Raw genomic sequence first — 23,514 nt, forward strand, 5'->3', positions numbered from 1 at the left:
TGTCGACAGTCAGCTGCCGCGCCAGTATTTCCTCCTATGCTTCGACGCGTCTACTGTCAAAGTTGACAGTAGTGATCAGTTATTCGGGTTTAAACAGATCGTTTTTCAATGGACACAACGGTACGGATGAGAAACGCTCAGTGCAGCGAGTGGGATGTATCAGTTCATTGATGAAAGGTATACCGATCCTTCCCCGTATGCTTTGCCTCATACAAGGCTTCATCGGCCTTGACCAGCGCCTGGTTCAACGTGTCGCCGTCGAGCACCCGGGCCAGGCCGATGCTGATGGTCACCGGGTATCGAGTGGGTTGTTCGCGCACCACCCGACACAATTCAGCGGCCAGCGCCTCGACGTCTTCGTGGCGTTCCCCGGCCAGGTAAATCGCGAACTCCTCGCCACCGAGGCGCGCATATTCGTGATGGGTCATCACCGACTTGATGTCCTGGGCGATGCGCTTGAGCACCTCGTCGCCAATGTCATGGCCATGGACGTCGTTGACCTTCTTGAAATTGTCGATATCGACCATCGCCAGGTAGTGGTCGTTCTCCCGCGGCACTTTGTTCAAATGCTGGTCGGCGCGGGTCATGAACGAGCGGCGATTGGGGATTTCGGTGAGTGTGTCGATGTAGGCCTGGTCCAGCAGCAACTTGGACATGATGAAGTTGTACAGCTTGGCCTTGCGCAGTGTCAGGAAGCTGTAGATGGTCAGGCCGCAGATAAATGCCGAGTAACTGATGGCCATCACCCCCCTCAGCTCCATGTGTCCGAGATCCGTGTTGTAGAACGGGTTGAGAAACGACCAGGTGACGATTTGCGCGGCAAAGAACGACCAGCGGTTCAGCGGCAATACCGAGGCCGTGAACAGGGTGGTCGAAGCCGCCAGCAACAGCCATCCGGGTTGGTGATCGTCGGGCAGGCCTTCGGTGAGCAGTCGCGTGCCGAATGCCATGGCAAACACAAACAGCAGGTTCAGCGTCTGGAAATGCCGGGCATCGCGGATCAGCCGAAGGATGATGACGAAAGTCGCGAAGGCGCCGATAAACACCAGCGAAAGCCAGGTGAATGGTTGTCCGCCGATGAAACTGAGGATCAGGTCGTAAGCAATCCAGATGGCAATGCTGGCGATGTAGATCAATACGCAAAAGGAGCGTAGCCGATCAAATTCATGCTGGAGGAACTCGGCTTTGAGCTTGGCCGGCGCCGACTTTCTCAGCACTTCGTCTTCAATGGTTTTGTACATCGCCGACCTTGCTGTTGTGCTGGTTGTCGAGAATCACCTTACCCCACGGCCGGTAGCGCAGGGAGAAAACCGACGTCGGGTGGCAGCCCGGCGATGTGGATTGGGGGGGCATGGGTTCGGCACGAAAGGGTTGCCCGGCAACACTGACCTGGCGAAAGGCTTCCCTGACGATGCCGATGGAGCAGGGCAGGGCTTGGGCATAGCCGTTGCGAACCATGGCTGGCAAGCGTCCGGTGCCGGCTCCGTCCTGCCACCACACTTGAATCCCTGCGCTGGCCAATTCCCCAAGCCACCGGCCATTCACCTGTGGCGACAGTTTGCCGACGTTGAAGACGCTGATGTGCAGCGGCGCGTCGAGCTTGCCGGCGAAATCCTTGAGCTGGCGTTGCAACTTTTGCCGGCGATCCAGCGGCAGAAAGTGCAGGTCATCCAGTTCCATGGGCAGATACCAGCCACTGACCGGGAGTTTCCAGTCCTTGCGCAGCTTCTGCTGCCGGGCCAGCGACTGCCCCAGTTGCGTTTGCCAGTACGTTGCCAGACCGGCACTGTCCAGTTCATTGATGCGCTGGTAATAGGCCGGGTCCATGTGCAGGCCCAGCACCAGTTTCAGGCCCTGGGCCTGGGCCTGTTTCAGGCTGCCGGCGAGCCAGCCGTCGGCGCCGCCGAAGTCCGAATCGCCATAGGCCGTCCATTGCACAATCACCGTATGCACGCCCTGGTGGGCGGTGTCCTGCCAGATTCGCTGCCATTGCGCCTGGCTCAGGCTGGCATCGGCGTTGAGCGGCTGATAGAAAATCCGTTCGTCGGCATGGGGCGCCGTGGCGCCCAACAACAGGCACAAAGCCAAAAGAAGTCGCTTCATCAGAAGTTCAACTCCACGCCGACCAGCACACCGTTGCCGCCGTCATACAGATTGCCGCCCAACGCTTGTTGATACTCGGTGCGCACCGTCAGGTGCGCGCGATAGGCGTTGTAAATGTCATCGTTGAACCACCATTGCCAACGCAAGCCCAGACCGGTGCGCAGATCCTGGCGCCAGTCGTTGCTCGGGTCCTGGCTGGCAAATTCAAGGAAACCGTATGGCATGACCGTTTGCGCGCCGTTGAACGGCAGCTTCCAGGTGTGACCTTGCTGGAAGCGCGACAGCCATTGATGGTCGCCGGCCTTGGTCCACCACGCCGCGTCGAGGTAGAGGAAGCGCTCCTCCCAATCGCTTTCATCGACCCGCCAATCGTTGCGGAATCGACCCTGATCAAGGAACGACGCCGTTGACCGCAGCAGATAGTCGGTGGTGGTGTGGCCATCATCGCGGTGATCCTCGGCCTGATCGGATACCTTGTCGGGGACCAGCATTTGGCCGAGGCTCAGGCCATGGTTGTCTTGGTCATCGAACTGGCTTTGTTTGTAGATCTCGCCATAGAAGTTGATGTTGGCTGTGCCCCAGGGCTTGTAGCGCAGGCCGACGCCGGTACCCAGGGATTCGGCATAGCTCGACCGGCCCACACCGCCAAGCAGCAAACGGCCATAGACCGACAGCGTGCTGCCGGCGCGACTGGGTTCATCGCCCAGTGCGTGGTCCCACATGGCCAGTTGCACGTTCTGCGAGCTGGAGCGTCGCTGCGTGCCGGTGCTCTGGTCAGGGCGCACGAAATCGTTGGTCGATATCCCGGCCGGCGACCAGGTACTGGCGATGGTGAATGAGTCGCGACGGGACAGGCTTTCGTGAGCGCGACGCTGGCGATAGCGCCGTGCCTCCATGCTACCTTCCTCGTCATCGGCGGCCACCGGGTTCTGCTCCAGGTCAATCACGCGTTCCAGTTCCTTGCGCGCCGAGGCGCTGTCCTCGACCTCGTCGTAACGCCAGGCCAGTGTTTCGCCGAGGCGATAGTCTTCCGGGAAGTCCTGGGTGGCGCGTTGCAGATACGGGATGGAGCTGGCGCGTTCTGCCTTGGTCTCGGCCCCGGCCAGGCGCACGCCGTAGTCGGCACGATATCGGGGATTGTCCGGCTCACGGCGTACCGCTTCGGCAAGCCATTCGTTACTCTGCTGCAGGTCGCCGGCCTTTTGCGCCGTGACCGACGCAGCATAGTAATGCTCGGCATCCGGTACCAGTTGCAGGGCGGAACGCTGGCGCTGCAGTGCGAGCGCGTGATCGCCCCGGGCATCGGCAATCGCCGCGCCCAACGTCCACTCATTGGCGCCACGGGTGCGGCTAAGTTGCCAGTAACGTTCGGCCGTTTGCGTGTCACCGATACTCAGGGCACTACGGCTGGCGGTGAGGCGGGCATTGTCGCTGAGTTCGGCGTCCGCAATGCTGCGCCAGATCGCCAGGGCACCCGCCGAGTCTCCAGAGGCTTCCAGGGCGTAGGCGAGTGGCAGGCGGGTGTTCTGGTCACCCATTTTTTCGGCGGTCTGGTAGTACACCACCGCTTCGCCGGGACGCTCGGGCATTGCACAGCGACCGAGGGCGCGGTAGTCGCCCGCGGCTTGCGGGTTATCGCCAATCGCCTGTTGAACCGCGCCGCACTGGCCGTTTTCCGCCAGTTGCGCCAGCAGTTGCCCGCGAGTGGCGGGGTCGACGCGGTTGAGCAACGTAACGATGCGTTGCTGTTGTGCCGTGGTCGGTGTCGATGCGGCATACAACCCCGCCAACCGTTGCAGCAGGGGCGTCGGCAGCTTGCCGCCGTGGCGGTCGAAGGCGCTCTCGAGCAACTGTTGCGCATGTTCCCGCTGGCCGGCTTTGAGCGCCAGGTAGGTCGCCTGATTGAGCGAGTTGAGGTTGCCTGTCTGCTGGTAATGCCGCTCCCAGAATGCCGCCGCTTCGGTATCGTGATTCGATGCCTGGAGCAGTTCAGCGCGACGTTTGACCACGTCGGCGGTCTGCGGCTGGCTGGCGAGGTAGGCCATGACTTTGTCGCTGCGGCCTTCATCCTGCCAGGCGGCGAGCAGCTGTTCGCGGCGTTGCGTGTCCCAGGGTTCCGGCAGACGGGTCGTTTGCAGCAGGTCGGTGGCTTGCAGACGCTGGGCGAGGACCAGCCAGGCTTGCGGATTGTCTTCGGGCCGGCAAGCTTTCAACTGGGTCAGCGCCGCTTGCCGATCACGACGCGACAGCCAGTCGGCGGTCTCCAGGCACGGCCGCTGCAACTCACCACTCAAGCGTTGCACCGTTGCGCTGTCACCGGTTTGCCGCGCCAGTTCCCACAGGCGCTGGCGTTGTGCCGGATCGGCCAGGTCGGCGGGCGGCAGCGTTTGCATCCAGCGTTGCGCCTGCTGGAGGTGACCCATGGCAATCGCCCGGTCGACCATGGCCAGTCGGGTCTTGCGCGCAGCTTCCGGGCTTGGCGCCGTTTGCAGCAATTGCTGCAAGGGTTGCTCGTCGAGGCGTTGCACGTAGGCGTTGGCCAGGCGTTGCCAGCTTTGGGCATCGAGTTGCTGGTTCGCGGCCAGGGGCGCGAGCTCCTTGATGGTGCCATCCCAATCGCGCAATTGCTCGGACCAGTTGGCCCGGGCCTGTTGCAGCGCTCGCTCATCCCCCTTGGGTGTCAGTTGGGCCAGCCAGTCATGGGCCGAGGCAGCGCCACCACGCTTGGCCAGGCTCGCGCTGTAGGCCTGCCACAGGCGCACGCGATGCTCCGGATTGCTGGAGGCTATCCATTGCTCCACCTGTTTTGTGTCCGGCGGATCCTGTTCGATCCAGGCCAGTCGCAGGTTGAGCAGGGTGTCGCTGTTGGCAGGGGTATCCTGCAGCGCTTGCACGGCGTCTTCGTAGCGTTGCTGCTTGACCAGCGACTGCACCAGCAGCGCCCGTGCCTCATCGTTTCCCGGCACTTTGCTCAGCAGATGGCGCATCAGCCGTTCGACTTCCTTCCAGTTGCCGGCTTTCGCTTCGCGGTAACTGCGGTCCATATAGGGGTAACTGCGGAACTGATCGAAATCGGTCATGGGTTCGGCTTGCCCCCATGCTGTCGTGTTCAGGCAGAGCAACAGGCTACCGGCCATCAAGGTCTGACGATGGACAGGCTTCATGCAGCCTCCCGGGCAATGCAGTAGGCAGCGTGCTGCTCACTCGCCTGATCGACCAAGGCCTGTTCGAGAATTTCCTGTGTGATCATGCCGCGTTCAATCAAGTGTTCACCTAAAGACATTTTTTCCGCATCGAAATCGATCAGCGCCTGATTGAACAGGGTGGGCGGCACCATGCCGCGTACTTGCAACAGGTTGCCCAGCAACACCTGGTGATGGCTGACGCGCTCGATCAGGTCTTCGTCGTCCTGATTTCTCTCAAGCACCTCAAGCATCTGATGCACCTCCTCGCTTTGACGAGGGCTGGCGTACCAGTAGCGGATCCCCAGCGTCACCCGACCTTGTGGTGCGAGACGGCAACGCACGGGGCGTTTCAGTTGACGGCTGATGGCCCCCAGGGATACCTGGCTGACCGGCCCTTCGGACGCCAGCACCAGGGTGTCGCCTTCCTCGGCGACCGGCAGCACACCATAGTGCGTGGCGATCTTGCGAGGCACCGCAGCGATCAGGCGCTTGTCGAGTTTGAACGGGTTGAGCGGGGCCCATTCCAGGTCCAGTTGTTCGGCGAGGGCCTGCACCAGTTGCGTGGTGTCGATGTGCCCGCGCAGCAGCAATTCCTGACCCAGGCGTCGACGCACCGGGTTGGTGATCGCGGCTTCGAGTTGATCTTCAGAGAGCAGGCCTTTTTCCACCAGGCGATGGCCCAGCGGGGTGCGCTGGGCTTCGGCCAGGGCCGGAAACTCATGAGTGGTCTTGTCCCAGGCGACGCGACGGGAATCGCCCATTTCCATCACCTGGCGCAACGCCCGAAGGTTGGCGAAGAAGTTGACGAAATTGCTCCACACCATCCGGGGGGCCGACAGCAGCCCTTCGCCCAGCCCGTAGAAACGGGTGACAAACCAGCCACGCTGGAAAAGCCGATTGAGCAGCATGAGGCCATTGAGCCACAGCAGGCTCGCCAGCAAGGCGCTGTCAGAGAGGATCGACGGGAACCGCCAGGCATCCGGCGCGATCACGGTGACCAGCCACATCGCCAGCAACACCACCAGCAGTATGTTCACCAGGAAGCTCAACAGGTACGCAATCAGGCCACGGCGGTCGCGCCACAGAAAATAGTTGAGCAGGCCTTTGCGGCTCCAGCCCAGATTCTTGGTGCCCTGGAACACAATGCCGACGATCCAGCGCGACTTCTGCCGGATCGCGTACTGCAAGTCCCGGGGAAAGTGCTCGCGCACGCAGATCACCTGGGAAAACGCGCGGTCCATGCCGAACACCCAGGGTTGTTCCAGTGCCAGTTTCGGGTCGGTCACCGAATAGCGGGCAAAGATGCACTTCATGCCTTTTTGCTTGAGGCGAAAACCGATGTCGTAGTCTTCGGTCAGGCTCTGCACATCGAAGGCGATACCGTCACCGTCCTCGAGCAGGGCGCTGATGGCCTTACGGCTGAAACAGGTGCCGACCCCGGCGCTGGGCACTTGCCCGGTCAGTGCTTCACGCACGATGACGTCCTTGCCATGGTTCTCGGCGAACTCGTCGACGTAGTGCCCGGCAGTGAAGCCATTCCACTCCGGCGCGTAGGGATAGACTGGAATCTGGATCAGGTCCTTGGCCGGCAGCAGGTAGTTGAACAGGCGCAACTCCATGGGTGAAATCACGTCCTCGGCATCGTGCAGGATGAAACCGGCGAACTGGATCTTTGCATCGTTTTCAAAACGCAGGATGGCGTCGATCACGTTGTTCAGGCAGTCGGCCTTGCTGGTAGGGCCGGGACGGGCGCACACCACTTTGTGCACGTTGGGATAATGCCGGCACACCGCGTCGACGTCGGCCTGGGTCTCGGCGTCGTTGGGGTAGGTGCCGACGAAAATCTGATAGTTCTCGTAGTCGATGGTCGAGGCGGCCAGGCGCGCCATTTCACCGACCACACCGACTTCGTTCCACGCCGGTACCATGATCGCCAGGGGCTTTTCGCCGATGGAGTACAGCCGCTCTTCATCGGCGCGCCTGAATTTTTCATAGATCCGCCAGCGTCGGATCAGTTTGCGGGTCCAGTACACCAGGTCGATGAACAGGTCATCGAGCCCGAGAATGAACATCAGCAAGGCCAGGGTAATGGCGAGGTATTTGAGTCCGAACAACGCATAGGCAAAGAAGTCGACAAACGCCAGGCTCATACGGCTTTACCCGCCACCGCACGGTGTTTCAGCCAGATGCCGAGGCGATTGGCGATGCGCTCGCTGGCGTGTCCGTCGCCATAAGGGCTATGGACTCGACTCATGCGCTGGAAGGTGGCGTCATCATCGAACAACAGGCTTGATTCCCTGACGATACGGTCGGTATCGGTGCCCACCAGCACCACTGTTCCGCCTTCAAGCGCCAATGGCCGTTCCGTGACATCGCGCAGTACCAGCAGCGGTTTGCCAATGGCGGGGGCTTCTTCCTGGATGCCACCGGAATCGGTGAGGATGAAATACGCGCGGTCCATCAGCCAGACGAAATGCTGGTAATCCTGCGGCGCCACCAGATAGATATTGGGTTTGTCCGAGAGAACGCTGTAGACCGCTTTCTGCACCTGTGGATTGAGGTGCACCGGATAGACGAATTGCACATCGGGATAACGTTCGGCGAGGGTGGCCAGGGCCAGACAGATGTTGCGAAAGCCGCCGCCGAAGTTTTCCCGGCGGTGCCCGGTGATCAGCACCATGCGCCTGGTGTCGTCGAGCACGGCCAGTGGCGAGTCGGCGGCCGGGTGCCAGTGGACTTGCTGTTGGTGATTGCGCATCCATACCAGCGCGTCAATCACCGTATTACCGGTGACCTCGATGTTGGCCTTGGGCACACCTTCGCGCAGCAGGTTGTCTTCGTTGTTGATGGTCGGCGCGAAATGCAGGTCGGCGATGACACCGGTCAGGTGCCGGTTCGCTTCCTCCGGCCAGGGAGCGCGCAAATTGCCGGTACGCAAGCCTGCCTCGACGTGACCGATGGGTATCTGGCGATTGAAGGCGGCGAGGGCGGCAATGAAGCTGGTGGTAGTGTCGCCGTGTACCAGCACGATGTCCGGATGCACCCGCGCATAGGCTTTGTCGAGATGCCCCAGCAGTTGTTCGGAGAGTCCGTTGAGGGTCTGGCCCTGGGTCATTACCTGCAAGTCTTCGTCGACCGCCAATTCGAACGAGTCGAGCACTTGCTTGAGCATTTCCCGGTGTTGGCCGGTGGAGCAGATGTTCAGTTCGATTCCGGGCCAGTTACGCAAGACCCGCGCCAGTGGAGCCATCTTGATGGCCTCCGGACGCGTACCGAATACCATCATGACCTTAAAAGACATTAACCCTCCTGGAGCATCGTGAAAGGCTGGCGCACAGGGTCGCCAGCAGCAGTTCATTCCATCTTGAACTTGAATAAAAGCAGTCGAATCCGGCGTTGTCCAATCCGGTTCCCGGCTGCCTGGATGCCGATCACCAGCGTGGTGGTGATCGTCGGTAAAGGCAATAGGATGGCCATTTGCCAAAAAAATTCCCTGTCAAATAGCACAGGGGGGGACTGGAAGTGAATCCTTTAATCAAAAGCAGTCAGGAAATGGGGTAACTGCCGCGACTGTGCACAGGATTGGGGTCCGGGTACCCGTTCCTTGTAGCCAACGGTAGCGCTCGCTATCGAGGCGATGGGTAACGTCTTGAGCACGACGAATTGCCATCTTGTTGATTGCGCTCATTTTTCAAATGCACTGGGAAACGCTCCACTTCCTGTGGCACACTTTCTGCTGTCTATTCCGTTGTTACATACCGTATTCCGGTATAGCGGAATAAACATCACCCTGGAGTGCTTGCCATGCATCGCCGACCTTCCTTGTTCAAAGCGTGTGTTTTTCTTTTCGCGGCTTCTGCCGCTGCCATGGGGGTTGCCCAGGCGGCGGACAGTAAGCTCGATAGCGTTCTGGCCCGCGGCAAACTGATTGTGGGCACCGGCAGCACGAATGCGCCGTGGCATTTCCAGGGCGCGGATGGCAAGTTGCAGGGATTCGATATTGATATCGGGCGCATGGTGGCGAAGGGGTTGTTCAACGATCCGAGCAAAGTCGAGTTCGTGGTGCAATCGTCCGACGCGCGTATCCCCAACCTGCTGACCGACAAGGTCGACATGAGCTGCCAGTTCATCACCGTGACCGCCAGCCGCGCCCAGCAAGTGGCGTTCACGCTGCCGTATTACCGCGAAGGTGTCGGCCTGCTGCTGCCGGCGAACAGCAAGTACAAGGAGATCGACGACATGCAGGCCGCCGGTGACAGCGTCACGGTGGCGGTGCTGCAAAACGTCTACGCCGAGGAGCTGGTGCACCAGGCGCTGCCCAAGGCCAAGGTCGACCAGTACGACAGCGTGGACCTGATGTACCAGGCCGTGAACTCCGGCCGGGCCGACGCGGCGGCCACCGACCAGTCTTCGGTGAAGTACCTGATGGTGCAGAACCCTGGCCGTTATCGCAGCCCGGCCTACGCCTGGAGCCCACAGACCTATGCGTGCGCGGTCAAGCGCGGCGATCAGGACTGGCTGAATTTCGTCAACACCACCCTGCATGAAGCCATGACCGGTGTTGAATTCCCGACTTACGCGGCGTCGTTCAAGCAGTGGTTCGGTGTCGACCTGCCGTCGCCAAAGATTGGTTTCCCCGTCGAATTTCAATGATCCCGTGAGAGCGGGGCGGTGATGAATCGCCCCGTTCAGGTACTGCTGACCATGAACTATCAGTTGAACTTTGCCGCCGTTTGGCGCGACTTCGACACCTTGCTGGCGGGGCTCGGCCTGGGCCTTGAACTGGCGCTGGTGTCGATTGCCATCGGCTGCGTGATCGGCCTGATGATGGCGTTTGCCTTGCTGTCGAAGCATCGCGCATTGCGGGTGATGGCGTCGGTGTATGTCACGGTGATTCGTAACACGCCGATCCTGGTGTTGATTCTGTTGATCTACTTTGCGCTGCCAAGCCTGGGCATCCGCCTGGACAAGATCCCTTCGTTCATCATCACCCTGTCGCTGTATGCCGGGGCCTACCTGACCGAAGTGTTCCGCGGCGGTTTGCTGAGCATTCCCAAGGGCCAGCGCGAAGCCGGGTTGGCCATCGGGCTGGGCGAGTGGCAGGTCAAGGCCTATGTCACCGTGCCGGTGATGCTGCGCAATGTGTTGCCGGCCTTGTCGAACAACTTCATTTCGCTGTTCAAGGACACCTCGCTGGCGGCGGCGATTGCCGTGCCGGAGCTGACCTATTACGCGCGCAAGATCAATGTCGAGAGCTACCGCGTGATCGAAACCTGGCTGGTGACCACGGCGCTCTATGTGGCGGCCTGTTACCTCATTGCCATGATGCTGCGTTACCTCGAACAGCGTCTGGCGATTCGCCGATAGGAGCTACCCATGTACGAATCCCCCAGTTGGTTGCATGAGTTGTGGGTGGCGCGGGAAGTGCTGTGGCAAGGCTTTCTGACCAGTGTCCAGGTGTCGGTGCTGGCGATTCTGCTCGGCACGCTGTTGGGTGTCGTCACCGGGCTGGTGCTGACCTACGGCAAGTTCTGGATGCGCGCACCGTTTCGTTTTTATGTCGATGTGATTCGCGGCACACCCGTCTTCGTGCTGGTGCTGGCGTGCTTTTACATGGCCCCGGCGCTGGGCTGGCAGATCGGCGCGTTCCAGGCCGGTGCGCTGGGGTTGACCCTTTTCTGCGGCTCCCACGTCGCCGAGATCGTGCGCGGCGCCTTGCAGGCATTGCCACGGGGGCAGATGGAGGCGAGCAAGGCCATCGGCCTGACGTTCTACCAGGCGCTGGGTTATGTGTTGTTGCCCCAGGCGTTGCGGCAGATCCTGCCGACCTGGGTCAACTCGTCGACCGAGATCGTCAAGGCCTCGACCCTGTTGTCGGTGATCGGCGTGGCGGAATTGCTGCTCAGCATCCAGCAGATCATCGCCCGGACCTTCATGACCCTGGAGTTTTACCTGTTCGCCGGTTTCCTGTTCTTCGTCATCAACTACGGCATCGAGTTACTCGGCCGGCACATTGAAAAGCGGGTGGCTTTGCCATGACTCAGACTCAGACCAATACTCAAAACGGCCAACCCCTGCTGGACATTCGCGGCCTGCACAAGCGTTACGACCAGCTCGAAGTGCTCAAGGGCGTCGACCTGAGCATGCAGCGCGGCAACGTGGTGACCCTGATCGGTTCCAGCGGCTCGGGCAAGACCACATTGCTGCGCTGCGTGAACATGCTCGAAGAATTCCAGGGCGGGCAAATCCTGCTCGACGGCGAGTCCATCGGCTATGACGACATTAACGGCAAGCGCGTGCGCCACCCGGAAAAAGTCATCGCCCGGCATCGCGCCATGACCGGCATGGCGTTTCAACAGTTCAACCTGTTCCCGCACCTGACCGCGTTGCAGAACGTCACCCTGGGCCTGCTCAAGGTGAAGAAACTGCACAAGGACGAGGCCGTGGCCCTGGCCGAGAAATGGCTGGAGCGCGTTGGCCTGCTGGAACGGCGCGACCACTTTCCCGGTCAGTTGTCCGGCGGCCAGCAGCAGCGCGTGGCAATTGCCCGGGCGATTGCGATGAACCCGAGCCTGATGCTGTTCGACGAAGTGACCTCGGCGCTGGACCCGGAACTGGTCGGCGAAGTGCTGAGCGTGATCAAGGGCCTGGCCGAAGACGGCATGACCATGTTGTTGGTGACCCACGAAATGCGCTTTGCCTTCGAGGTCTCGGACAAGATCGTCTTCATGAATCAGGGACGTATCGAAGAGCAAGGGCCGCCCAAGGACCTGTTCGAGCGCCCGCAATCGCCGCGACTGGCGGAATTTCTCAAAAGCACCCGTTTTTGATCCTTCAATTTTCAATCAGGAGAAACACTCATGAGCATTACTCGTTACGGCACCGGCAGCGCCGCTGCAGGCGGCACGCCTCGCCCTTTCGCCCGCGCCGTTGAAGCCGATGGCTGGCTGCACGTTTCCGGGCAGGTGCCGGCGGTGGACGGCGAGATCATTACCGGCGGCATTGTCGAACAGACCCACCAGACCATGAAGAACCTGATCGCGATTCTCCAGGAGGCCGGTTATGGCCTGGAAGATGTGGTGCGTGCTGGCGTTTGGCTGGAGGATCCGCGGGATTTCACCAGTTTCAACAAGGTCTTCGCCGAGTACTTCAAACCCGAGCACGCCCCAGCACGGGCCTGTGTGCAGGCGAACATGATGGTCGACTGCAAGGTCGAGATCGACTGCATTGCGTACAAGAAAAGGCTTGATTCACACCGGCCCTTGTAGGAGCTGCCGAAGGCTGCGATCTTTTGCCGTTTTTTGCACGGGCCCAAAGGCAAGATCAAAAGATCGCAGCCTGCGGCAGCTCCTACAGGGCATCAATGAGTGAGCATACTGAAATGACCGAAGACACCATCAAGCGCCGGGCACGCGGTCTGGACCGGGCGTTCGATATCCTCGATTTCCTCAAGGAGATCGGCCAGCCCTTGCGCCCGAATGACATCGCCAACGGCATCGGCAGCCCCAAATCCACGGTCTACGAACTGGTGGCCTCGCTGCTGGAGCGGCGGATCCTGGAGCCGGTGGGCAAGGACGGTCATGTCTACCTCGGTCGTCAGCTGTACTTCCTCGGCCAAGCACACCTGCGCCATTTCGACCTGACCCGCGAGGCCGATCACGCCTTGCAGGACATCGTCAGCCAGACCCATGAAACCGCGCAGATGTGCCTGCTCAACGGGCGCAAATACACCGTGGCACTGATGAAGGAAGGCGAGCGGCATTTCCGCATTTCTTCGGATATCGGCGAAAACGCACCCATCCCCTGGACCGCTTCCGGGCGCCTGTTGCTGGCGCACCTGAGCGACCAGGAGATCGTCGACCTGATCGACCACGACGACTTCATCCTGCCCGACGGCGAACGCTTGGAGCTTGCGCAGTTTCTCAAGGAAATCCGTCAGGCCGGTATCGATGGGTTCTTTTCCTTCGATAGCGTCGCCGACACCTTTACCCATTGCTTCGCCGCGCCGGTCAAAAACCCCGACGGCGTGGCCATCGCGACCCTGTGCATCGTCGCCCCACGGGCCGATGCGAAGAAAAACTACAACGACTACCGCCGGGTGCTGATTGCAAGCGCCAATAGCCTGGCCCGTCGCATCAACGAATAACAGCGGCTGCCTGCAGCCGCGTGAACGAGGAGTTCGACCATGTCTTCTGCCCCCCATACTGCCAACGTGGATAAAGGCGCGGCGCCCATCGGTGCCAGCCTGGTGCGTGATGTCAGCCTGCCTGCGCTGGTACTGCACCGCGAGGCGCTGGAACACAACATCCGCTGGATGCAGGCGTTCGTCAGCGACAGCGGAGCGGAACTGGCGCCCCATGGCAAGACCAGCATGACCCCGGCGTTGTTCCGTCGCCAACTGGACGCCGGTGCCTGGGGCATCACCCTGGCCAGCGCCACGCAAACCCGCGCCGCCTACGCCCATGGCGTGCGCCGTGTCCTGATGGCCAACCAATTGGTCGGCACGCCGAACATGGCATTGATCGCCGACCTGCTGGCCGACCCGACGTTCGACTTCTATTGCATGGTCGATCACCCGGACAACGTCGCCGACCTCGGCGCCTACTTCGCCTCCCGTGGCGTGCGCCTGAACGTGATGATCGAATACGGCGTGGTCGGCGGGCGTTGCGGTTGCCGCAGCGAACAGGAAGTGCTCGACCTGGCCAAGGCCATCGCTGCGCAACCGGCCCTGGCCCTGACCGGGATCGAAGGCTACGAAGGGGTGATCCATGGCGATCACGCCGTGACCGGCATCCGCGATTTCGCCGCGTCGCTGGTGCGCCTGGCGGTGCAGTTGCAGGACAACGGCGCCTTTGCCATTGCCAAGCCGATCATTACCGCCTCGGGTTCGGCCTGGTATGACCTGATTGCCGAGTCCTTCGAAGCACAGAACGCCGCCGGACGCTTCCTCAGCGTGCTGCGTCCCGGCAGTTACGTGGCGCACGACCATGGCATCTACAAGGAAGCGCAGTGCTGCGTGCTCGACCGTCGCAGTGACCTGCACGAAGGCCTGCGCCCGGCGCTGGAAGTGTGGGCGCACGTGCAGTCGTTGCCGGAGCCGGGGTTTGCGGTGATTGCACTGGGCAAGCGCGACGTCGCCTACGACGCCGGTTTGCCGGTGCCGTTGCGACGCTACAAGGCGGGCGTGGTGCCGGCCAGCGGCGATGACGTGAGTGCCTGCAAAGTCACCGCGGTCATGGACCAGCATGCGTTCATGACCGTGGCGCCGGGGGTTGATCTGCGGGTGGGCGACATCATTTCGTTCGGTACTTCGCACCCGTGCCTGACGTTCGACAAGTGGCGTGTCGGCTGTCTGGTCGATGAACAACTGAATGTCATCGAGACCATGGAAACCTGTTTCTAAGGTTCAGGACCGAGGTGCTGCCATCGCGAGCAAGCTCGCTCCCACATTGGATCTGTGGCATTCACAAAATCCCTGTGGGAGCGAGCTTGCTCGCGATGAGGCCCTGCCAGACAACACCGAAACATCTGAGATCCCACAACATGAACACCATCAACACCCTCGGCCCCAACACTCCGCGCATCGCCCTGATCGGCGAATGCATGATCGAGTTGCAGCATCGCGCCGACGGCAGCCTGCAACAAAGCTTCGGCGGCGACACCTTGAACACGGCGGTGTACCTGTCCCGGGAACTGGGAGAGGACGGCTCTGTGGACTACGTCACCGCCCTGGGCGATGACAGTTTCAGCGACGCGATGTGCCAGAGCTGGGCGGCGGAAAACATCGGCCTTGAGATGGTCCAGCGCATGCCCGGACGCCTGCCGGGTTTGTATTGCATCCAGACTGACGCCGCCGGTGAGCGACGCTTTCTGTACTGGCGCAATGAAGCGGCGGTACGTGACTGCTTCACCACCCCGGCCGCCGCACCGATCCTCGCGGCGCTGCCGGATTACGATGTGCTGTATTTCAGCGGCATCACCCTGGCGGTACTCGGCGTGCAAGGTCGGGAAAAACTCCTGGAAACCCTGATCGAGGCCCGCCAGCGCGATGCGCGGATCGTGTTCGACAACAACTACCGGCCACGGCTCTGGGCATCGGTCGAGGACGCCCGGGCGGCGTATCGCAGCGTGCTGCCGCAAGTCGACCTGGCGTTGCTGACGGTGGATGACGAACAGGCGCTGTTTGGTTATGCCGATGATGACGCGGTGTTTGCCGCATATGAGCAGATGGGTACGCCGGAAGTGGTGCTCAAGCGCGGCGCGCAAGCGTGCCTGATTCGTTGTGATGGCGAGTCATTCGAGGTGCCGGCGCAGAAGGTCGAGCGGGTGGTGGACACCACGGCGGCAGGGGATTCGTTCAGTGCGGCGTACCTGGCCAGTCGGCTCAAGGGCGGCAGCCCGGTCGAAGCGGCGCAAGCGGGACACCGGTTGGCGAGCCAGGTGATTCAGCTGCCCGGTGCCCTGATCCCCCGCACCTGAACAAAACCCTGTAGGAGCTGCCGCAGGCTGCGATCTTTTGATCTTGCTCTTAAAAAAAACAAGATCAAAAGATCGCAGCCTGCGGCAGCTCCTACAGGTCATCAGTTGGCAATGAGCCTGTGATCAATCCCGGTAAAACACCTGCACCAGGTGATACCCGAACTTGCTCTTGATCGGGCCATGCACCACCCGCAGCGGTTTCTTGAAGATCACCGCATCGATCACGCCGACCATCTGCCCCGGCCGCACTTCACCGAGGTCGCCGCCGCGCTTGCCCGACGGGCAGGTCGAATACTTCTTGGCCAGCACATCGAACGCTTCACCCTTGGCGATGCGTTGTTTGAGCTGTTCGGCTTCTTCCGAGGTTTTCACCAGGATATGGCGGGCTTGAGCTTTCATGGGGCGGTTACCTTGCAACGATACTGGCTATGTGGGTGGCAGCGGGGGCGCGCGATTATGCCTCAACTCAGTCCGGTTGACCGATCATCGTGCGAATCTTGTTGGCCAACAGGTCGATGGAGAACGGTTTGGTCACCATGTCCATGCCTTCTTCAAGGAAACCCTGGCGCTCGGCCGCGATCTCCGCGTAACCGGTCATGAACAACACTTTCAGTCCGGGACGATGCTGGCGGGCGATTTCTGCCAGTTGTCGGCCGTTCATGCCCGGCAACCCCACGTCGGTCACCAGCAGGTCCACCCGCAGGTCCGACTCCAGCACCGGCAACGCGTCCTTGGCATCCTCGGCTTCATGGGCGCGGTAACCGAGTTCCTTGAGCAGGTCCAGCACCAGCATGCGCACCGCCGCATCGTCCTCGACCAGCATCACCGTTTCACCGGCAATCGCCGCCGGCGCCTCGCCGACCAGGGGTGACAGGACTTTTTCCGGCTCGGTCGAATGCAGGCGCGGCAGGTACAACCGCACGCTGGTGCCCCGTCCGGGCAGGCTGAACAGGCTGACGTGGCCCCCCGACTGCTGGGCAAAACCGTAGATCATCGACAGGCCCAGGCCGGTGCCCTGGCCGATGGGCTTGGTGGTGAAGAAGGGGTCGAAGGCCTTGGCCAGCACCGAGGGCGTCATGCCGGTGCCGTTGTCGCTGACGGCAATCATCACGTAGTCGCCGGCCTTGACCGGTTCCAGGGTCGTGATGTCGCTGCCGTCGAGGTATACGTTGCCCGTTTCGATCTGCAACTCGCCGCCCCCGGGCATGGCGTCCCGGGCGTTGATCACCAGGTTGAGCAGGGCGTTTTCCAGCTGGCTGACATCGGTGTTGACCCGCCAGATGTTCTCGGCCAGTTGCAGTTTGAGTTCTATGTGGTCGCCCTTGGTACGACTCAACAGGTCTTCGAGCGAGCGAATCAGGTCGTTAGGGTTCAGCGGCTTGCGATTGAGCGACTGACGCCGGGAGAACGCCAGCAGGCGATGGGTGAGGGCGGCGGCACGGTTGGCCGAGGACACTGCCGCTTCGGTGAACCGGCCGATCTCGCTGGCGCGGCCTTCGGCGATGTAGCGCTGCATAAGGTCGAGGCTGCCAATGATGCCAGTGAGCATGTTGTTGAAGTCATGGGCGATGCCGCCGGTAAGCTGGCCGACGGCTTCCATTTTCTGGGCATGGCGCAAGGCGTCTTCGGCACGTTCACGCTCGAACATCTCGTTTTGCAGGCGCTCGTTGGCCTCGGCCAGTTGTCGGGTGCGGGCGGCCACCCGTTCCTCAAGGGTTTCGTTCAGGTTGCGCAGGGCTTCTTCGGTGTTTTTGCGTTCGGTTTCGTCGATCACGAAGATGTAGAAGCCGTTGACCGCGCCGTCTGCACCGTGGCGTGGCAGGTAATTCATCAAGGCCTGGCGCAGGCTGCCGTCGCGGTGCGGCGTGCTGATGCTGAAACAGCAGGGCCGGCCGGACAGCGCCTCGCTGATGTACGGGGCGCGTAGCGCGTAGGCTTCTTCGCCGAGCACTTCAAGTATGGTTCGCCCATAAAGCTCTTGCGGCGTCAGCCCGTACCAGTCGAGGTACGCCGCGTTGTTGAGGCGAAAGCGTTCTTCGCGGTCGACGTAGCTGATCAGGATCGGCATGGCGTTGATGATCAGTTGCAGCTCGGTCTGGCTCTGGCGCAGGGCCTGTTCGGTGTGTTTGCGCTCGGTCAGGTCCAGGGCGGCGCCGAGGAACCGGATCGGCCGGCCGTGATGGTCCTTGTAGCAGCGACCGCGGGCAAACACCCAGCGCATCTGGCCGTCGGTTTGCAACAGGCGATATTCCTCGGCGTACTCGGTGCCGTGGGTGATGCAGTGCTTGATGCTGCGGGCGATCAGGGCGCGGTCTTGCGGGTGTACGCCGTGCAGGTATTCGCTGATCGGCAATTGGTTGGCCATGGCCGGATCGACGCCGTGGAGCTGGGCAAAATGCACATCGGCGATGAAACGGTCCTCGCTGATGTCCCAGTCCCAAGTGCCGACTGCATCGGTGGCGGCGAGGGCCAGTTGCAGGCGCTCCTCGGTTTCACGCTGGGCCTTGAGGCTGGCCGCCGAGCGTTGTTCGAGTTCGAGGGCGATGCGCCGGCGTTCGTTGGTTTCGATGGCGGTGACCAGGATCCCGGCCACCTCGGCACCTTCATCGCGGATCGGGCTGTAGGTCAGGTCGAGCCAGAAGTCGGACTCCCGGCCCTCACGTTGCAGGGTAAAGCGCTGCTCGCTGTAGGTTCGTACCTGACCTTGCAGGACGGCGCTGTAGATCGGGTCGGTAAAGTCTTTCAACTCTGGCCAGATCAGGTGTGTCGGTTGCCCGAAAGCCTGCGGATGCTTGCTTCCGGCGAGCAGGGCGAAGCCGTCGTTGTAGATCTGTGTCAGTTGCGGGCCCCATAGAAGCAGCATCGGCATCGGTGAGTGAATGACAATGTCCACGGCGGTTCGCAGGCTCTGTGGCCAGTTGCTGGCAGCACCCAGCGGGCTGCTTGCCCAGTCGATCCGGGCGATCAGGGCCTGGGCATCGCTGGCGGTGGGTATTGCGTTCATCCGGGAGTCCTGCGCCTGAGTCGCTTTAGCTGGCGTCTATTCTTGCACAGGTGGCAGGCGCAGGTTGATTCGAAGGCTTGAGCGGTTACTGTGGGAGCGAGCTTGCTCGCGATGGCGTCGGGTCAATTTGCATTGATGTCAACTGACACTCCGCTATCGCGAGCAAGCTCGCTCCCACAGGTTCTTGTGGCGCTTCAAGACTGGAGCTCGGGCCTGTTGCGGTACTGCTCCAGCGCTTCGGGGTTGGCGAGGGCATCGGTGTTTTTCACCTTCTGCCCATGCACCACATTGCGCACCGCCAGTTCAACCACCTTGCCGCTGATGGTCCGGGGAATGTCGGTGACTGCGACAATCTTGGCCGGTACATGACGCGGCGTGGTGTTGGCGCGAATCGTCTGGCGGATCTGCTGCTGTAGCGCCTCGTCCAGCACAAGCCCGTCGCGCAAGCGTACGAACAGCACCACCCGCACGTCATCCTGCCATTGCTGTCCGATGGCCACGCTGTCGAGCACCTGCGGGACTTTTTCCACCTGGCGATAGATTTCCGCCGTGCCGATGCGCACGCCGCCGGGGTTGAGCACGGCATCGGAGCGGCCGTGAATCATCATTCCGCCGTGGGGCAATTGTTCGGCGTAGTCGCCCTGGGCCCAGACGCCGGGGAACAGGCTGAAATAGGACTGGCGCAGCTTTTCGCCATCGGCGTCGTTCCACAGGCCAACGGGCATCGCCGGGAAGTGCCGGGTGCAGACCAGCTCGCCTTTTTCTCCGATCACCGGCTGGCCGGCGTCGTTCCATACCTCGACGGCCATGCCCAGGCTCTTGCCCATGATTTCGCCGCGCCGCACCGGCGACACAGGGTTGCCGTTGACGAAGCACGAGACGATGTCGGTGCCGCCGGACATCGAGGCCAGGCAAACGTCAGCCTTGAAGTCGCGATAGACGAAGTCGTAACTCTGCGGCGACAGCGCCGAGCCGGTGCACAGCAACGTCTTGAGGCTGCCCAGGTCATGACTGTCACGGGGCTTGATGCCGCTGCTTTCCAGGGTGGCGAGGTATTTCGGGCTGGTGCCGAAGACACTGATGCCCTCGTCGTCGATCAGGTCGACCAGGCGTTGCGGGTCGGGGTGGAACGGCGAGCCGTCGTACAGCACCACCGCGCTGCCTACTGCGAGGGCCGAGACCAGCCAGTTCCACATCATCCAGCCGCAGGTGGTGTAGTAGAACAGGCGTTCGCCGGGGCCGAGATCACAGTGCAGGCCGTGTTCCTTGACGTGTTGCAGGAGTACGCCGCCGGTGCTGTGGATGATGCATTTGGGCACGCCGGTGGTGCCGCTGGAGTAGAGGATGTACAGCGGATGGGCGAAGGGCACCGGGACGAAATCCGGTTCGCCGCCGGGTGCGTAGAAATCGTCCCACAGCGTCACGTTGGCCGGGGTGCGGAAGTGTTCGATGTGCGCCTGTGGCCGTGCGTAAGGCACGACGATCAGCTGTTGCAGCGAAGGCAGGCGCTGGAGGATCTCGTTGATCTTGGCGGTCTGGTCGATCTCTTTGCCGGCATAGCGGTAGCCGGCGCAGGTCACCAGCACTTTCGGTTCGATCTGGCCGAAACGGTCAACCACCCCTTGGGTGCCGAAGTCCGGTGAAGAACAGGACCAGACAGCGCCAAGGCTGGTGGTGGCGAGCATGGCCACCAGGGTTTGCCAGGTGTTGGGCATGCACGCGGCGACCCGGTCACCCACACCGACGCCGGCGGCGATCAAGCCGTTTTGAAAGCCGGCGACATGCTCTGCCAGTTCCGCCCAGGTCAAATGTTCACGCTGACCGTTTTCGCCAACGGCGACCACGGCGATCGCATCATCGCGGCGCTGCAGCAGGTGTTCGGCAAAATTCAGCGTGGCGCCCGGGAACCACTGGGCGCTGGGCATCTGCGGGCCTTCGAGCAGCACGGCGTCGGGTTGTTCGTGGAAGCGGATGTCGAAGAAATCGACGATGGCCTGCCAGAAATCCGGGCGTTGCTCGATGGACCATTGGTGCAGGGCCGGGTAGTCGTCAATCTTGAGGTGGTGCCGCTGATTGATGAAGCGCCGGAAGGCCTCCATGCGGGTCTTGCCAATGCGTTTGACGTCGGGTTGCCAGAGGATGTCGGACATGGTTTGCCTCTTCTTGTTTATGCATTCACACAGGCTGATGTGGCGCAGGCTTTTGTGGCGAGGGAGCTTGCTCCCGCTGGGTGGCGAAGCCGCCCCATAAACTCACAGACGATTAACGCCAGCTGATTTTACGACTGCTGCGCAGCCGAGCGGGAGCAAGCTCCCTCGCCACAAAAGCAAACGGCAGTTACTGCGCCAACCACCCACCATCCACATTCCACGCCGCGCCACGCACCTGGCTGCCGGCGTCGCTGCACAAAAACAGCACCAGTTCACCCAGTTGCGGCGGTGTCACGAACTCCAGCGATGGCTGCTTTTCAGCGAGCAGATCATGCTGCGCCTGCTGTGGATCAACGCCGCTGGCGGCACGGTCGTCGATCTGTTTCTGTACCAGCGGTGTCAGTACCCAGCCCGGGCAGATCGCATTGCAGGTGACCTGGGTGGTCGCGGTTTCCAGTGCGACCACTTTGGTCAAGCCGATCACCCCGTGCTTGGCCGCGACATAGGCTGACTTGCCCACCGAACCGACCAGGCCATGCACCGAGGCAATGTTGATCACCCGGCCCCAGCCCTTGGCGCGCATGCCCGGCAGGCTCAAGCGGGTGCTGTGGAACACCGACGACAGGTTGATCGCGATGATCGAATCCCAGCGTTCCACCGGAAACTCATCCACCGCTGCCACGTGTTGAATGCCGGCATTGTTGACCAGGATGTCGACGCCGCCGAATTCGCGCTCTGCGTAGGCGATCATGTCGGCAATCTGTGCCGGATCGCTGACATCGGCCGGGTGATGGCCGACCTTGCCGCCAAACTGTTCCACCTCGGCAATAACCTTGGACGCATCGCCAAAACCGTTGAGGATCAGGTTGGCCCCGGCTTTGGCCAGGCTGAGGGCGATCCCCAGGCCGATGCCGCTGGTGGAACCGGTGACCAGTGCGGTCTTGCCCGAAAGAGTCGTCATGAATACCTCACACAATGCCAGTGGCGTAGAAAGTGCCGATCACCACGAAAACCGCCAGGGTCTTGATCAGCGTAATACAGAAAATGTCTTTGTAAGCCTCGCGGTGGGTCAGCCCGGTGACCGCCAGCAGAGTAATTACTGCGCCGTTATGCGGCAGGGTGTCCATGCCGCCGCTGGCCATCGCGGCGACCCGGTGCAGCACTTCCAGCGGAATGTTCGCCGCATGGGCGGCGCTGATGAACTGCTCGGACATGGCTGCCAGGGCAATGCTCATGCCACCCGAGGCGGATCCGGTGATGCCGGCCAGCAGGGTCACGGTAATCGCTTCGTTGACCAGTGGATTGGGAATGCTCTTGAGCCAGTCGGCCAACACCAGAAAGCCTGGCAGGGAGGCGATCACCGCGCCGAAACCGTATTCCGATGCGGTATTCATCGCCGCCAGCAGCGCCCCGCTGACCGCGCTTTTGCTGCCTTCGGCGAGTTTTCGGCTGATTGCCTTGTAGCCAAACACCAGCACCATGAGGATGCCGACCAGCAAGGCGGCCTGTACCGCCCAGATCGCCGTGAGCTTGGCGATTTCCGTGGTCACCGGCGCGGCCATGCCTGGCAGCGCGAGGCTGTGGGTCTTGCCGTACACCTGCGGAATCCAATGGGTGAACAGCAGGTTCATGATGCCTACCGCCAACAGTGGCGACAGCGCGAGCCACGGGTTGGGCAGCTTGAGGTCGGCGGCGGTTTCCGGTTCGTTGCGCAGGTCGGAGCCGTAACCTTCACCGGCGCGCTGTGCCTTGTTGCGTTGGCGCTGGAGAAACAGCATGCCGGCACAGAACACGAAGATCGTGCCGATCACGCCCAGCCACGGCGCCGCCCAGGCAGTGGTGTTGAAGAAGGTGCTGGGGATGATGTTCTGGATTTGTGGCGTGCCGGGCAGGGCGTCCATGGTGAACGAGAACGCGCCCAGGGCAATGGTCGCCGGGATCAGGCGCTTGGGGATATTGCTCTGGCGGAACATCTCAGCGGCAAACGGGTAGACCGCGAACACCACCACAAACAGCGACACGCCGCCATAGGTGAGCAGGGCGCAGACCAGCACGATCACCAGCATCGCCTGGCGGGTGCCGAGCAGGCGAATCGCCGCGGCGACGATGGAGCGCGAGAAGCCGGACAGTTCGATCAGCTTGCCGAACACCGCGCCGAGCAGGAACACCGGGAAATACAGCTTGATGAAGCCGACCATTTTTTCCATGAATACCCCGGTGAAAGCGGGGGCGACGGCAGAGGGGTCGGTGAGCAGGACGGCGCCGAGGGCGGCAATCGGGGCAAAAAGGATAACGCTGTAGCCACGGTAGGCAGCCAGCATCAGCAGCGCGAGGGCTGCCAAGGCAATGATCACACTCATGGTGTGTCTCCTGGGTTGTTATTTTTGTAGGGTGGAACTGGGTAGGGAGGCGTATAGCGAGTTTTGTGCCAGATCATTAACTCGTTGAAATATAAGGATATATTCATGTCTTTATTGAAGCGTCAGATGTTTTTGTCTCTATTGTGAGACTCGCGTTGATGATGCTGGCCTCATCGCGAGCAAGCTCGCTCCCACATTTGTTATGTGAACGCATTCCAGTGTGGGAGCGAGCT

General features: G+C 61.5%; 18 protein-coding genes. 8 read left to right on the forward strand and 10 right to left on the reverse strand.

The window, feature by feature from the left end:
* Nucleotides 1-164: 164 nt before the first annotated feature.
* From AC07YV_RS25495 to wecB, 5 genes are read right to left on the reverse strand one after another with little or no spacing between them, the layout of a single operon-like run.
* Entirely contained in the window at nt 165-1,241 is a 1,077-nt protein-coding gene (locus AC07YV_RS25495) for a GGDEF domain-containing protein (protein WP_102702104.1), read from the reverse strand.
* A complete protein-coding gene (locus AC07YV_RS25500; protein WP_102702103.1) occupies nt 1,225-2,103 on the reverse strand; it encodes a DUF4434 family protein in 879 nt (292 codons plus the stop codon). Before AC07YV_RS25500 ends, AC07YV_RS25495 begins: the two co-directional genes overlap by 17 nt.
* On the reverse strand, nt 2,103-5,267 hold the full coding sequence (locus AC07YV_RS25505; RefSeq protein WP_102702102.1) for an NfrA family protein: 3,165 nt from the start codon (nt 5,265-5,267) through the stop codon (nt 2,103-2,105). Before AC07YV_RS25505 ends, AC07YV_RS25500 begins: the two co-directional genes overlap by 1 nt.
* Complete coding sequence (gene nfrB / locus AC07YV_RS25510) at nt 5,264-7,438, reverse strand: cyclic di-3',5'-guanylate-activated glycosyltransferase NfrB (protein ID WP_102702101.1); 2,175 nt, start codon at nt 7,436-7,438, stop codon at nt 5,264-5,266. Before nfrB ends, AC07YV_RS25505 begins: the two co-directional genes overlap by 4 nt.
* Nucleotides 7,435-8,589, reverse strand: coding sequence for a non-hydrolyzing UDP-N-acetylglucosamine 2-epimerase (gene wecB, locus AC07YV_RS25515; protein ID WP_102702100.1), 1,155 nt, complete (start codon nt 8,587-8,589; stop codon nt 7,435-7,437). Before wecB ends, nfrB begins: the two co-directional genes overlap by 4 nt.
* A 503-nt stretch (nt 8,590-9,092) precedes the next feature.
* Between wecB and AC07YV_RS25520 the strand changes: the two genes are divergently transcribed.
* From AC07YV_RS25520 to AC07YV_RS25555, 8 genes are all read left to right on the forward strand, one after another.
* Complete coding sequence (locus AC07YV_RS25520) at nt 9,093-9,941, forward strand: transporter substrate-binding protein (protein ID WP_102702099.1); 849 nt, start codon at nt 9,093-9,095, stop codon at nt 9,939-9,941.
* Between the two features lie 51 nt (nt 9,942-9,992).
* Nucleotides 9,993-10,655 (forward strand): amino acid ABC transporter permease, encoded by a 663-nt coding sequence (locus AC07YV_RS25525; RefSeq protein WP_008033038.1) that lies wholly within the window; start codon nt 9,993-9,995, stop codon nt 10,653-10,655.
* 9 nt (nt 10,656-10,664) lie between these two features.
* On the forward strand, nt 10,665-11,327 hold the full coding sequence (locus AC07YV_RS25530; RefSeq protein ID WP_102702098.1) for an amino acid ABC transporter permease: 663 nt from the start codon (nt 10,665-10,667) through the stop codon (nt 11,325-11,327).
* Nucleotides 11,324-12,118: an amino acid ABC transporter ATP-binding protein gene (locus tag AC07YV_RS25535; protein WP_102702097.1), complete on the forward strand. Its 795-nt coding sequence runs from the start codon at nt 11,324-11,326 to the stop codon at nt 12,116-12,118. Before AC07YV_RS25530 ends, AC07YV_RS25535 begins: the two co-directional genes overlap by 4 nt.
* A 30-nt stretch (nt 12,119-12,148) precedes the next feature.
* Nucleotides 12,149-12,556 carry a RidA family protein gene (locus AC07YV_RS25540; protein ID WP_102702096.1) on the forward strand — a complete coding sequence of 136 codons (408 nt, stop codon included), beginning with the start codon at nt 12,149-12,151 and terminating at the stop codon, nt 12,554-12,556.
* Between the two features lie 113 nt (nt 12,557-12,669).
* Nucleotides 12,670-13,434: an IclR family transcriptional regulator gene (locus tag AC07YV_RS25545; protein ID WP_102702095.1), complete on the forward strand. Its 765-nt coding sequence runs from the start codon at nt 12,670-12,672 to the stop codon at nt 13,432-13,434.
* A 39-nt stretch (nt 13,435-13,473) separates the two neighbouring features.
* A complete protein-coding gene (locus AC07YV_RS25550) occupies nt 13,474-14,691 on the forward strand; it encodes an amino acid deaminase (RefSeq protein WP_102702094.1) in 1,218 nt (405 codons plus the stop codon).
* Between the two features lie 140 nt (nt 14,692-14,831).
* Nucleotides 14,832-15,767 carry a sugar kinase gene (locus tag AC07YV_RS25555; RefSeq protein ID WP_102702093.1) on the forward strand — a complete coding sequence of 312 codons (936 nt, stop codon included), beginning with the start codon at nt 14,832-14,834 and terminating at the stop codon, nt 15,765-15,767.
* Nucleotides 15,768-15,890: 123 nt separating this feature from the next.
* On the opposite strand, the gene AC07YV_RS25560 is transcribed toward AC07YV_RS25555, so the two are convergent.
* The 5 genes from AC07YV_RS25560 to AC07YV_RS25580 form a co-directional block, all read right to left on the reverse strand.
* Entirely contained in the window at nt 15,891-16,166 is a 276-nt protein-coding gene (locus AC07YV_RS25560; RefSeq protein ID WP_007898282.1) for a peptidylprolyl isomerase, read from the reverse strand.
* A gap of 67 nt (nt 16,167-16,233) precedes the next feature.
* Entirely contained in the window at nt 16,234-18,771 is a 2,538-nt protein-coding gene (locus tag AC07YV_RS25565) for a PAS domain-containing hybrid sensor histidine kinase/response regulator (protein ID WP_102702092.1), read from the reverse strand.
* 194 nt (nt 18,772-18,965) lie between these two features.
* Nucleotides 18,966-20,921, reverse strand: a complete 1,956-nt coding sequence (locus AC07YV_RS25570; RefSeq protein WP_102702091.1) for an acetoacetate--CoA ligase — start codon at nt 20,919-20,921, stop codon at nt 18,966-18,968.
* Nucleotides 20,922-21,108: 187 nt separating this feature from the next.
* Nucleotides 21,109-21,882, reverse strand: a complete 774-nt coding sequence (locus AC07YV_RS25575) for a 3-hydroxybutyrate dehydrogenase (RefSeq protein WP_102702090.1) — start codon at nt 21,880-21,882, stop codon at nt 21,109-21,111.
* A 7-nt stretch (nt 21,883-21,889) separates the two neighbouring features.
* Complete coding sequence (locus AC07YV_RS25580; protein WP_102702089.1) at nt 21,890-23,281, reverse strand: GntP family permease; 1,392 nt, start codon at nt 23,279-23,281, stop codon at nt 21,890-21,892.
* Nucleotides 23,282-23,514: the final 233 nt, after the last annotated feature.

This window comes from Pseudomonas sp. GW456-E7 (assembly GCF_059424105.1).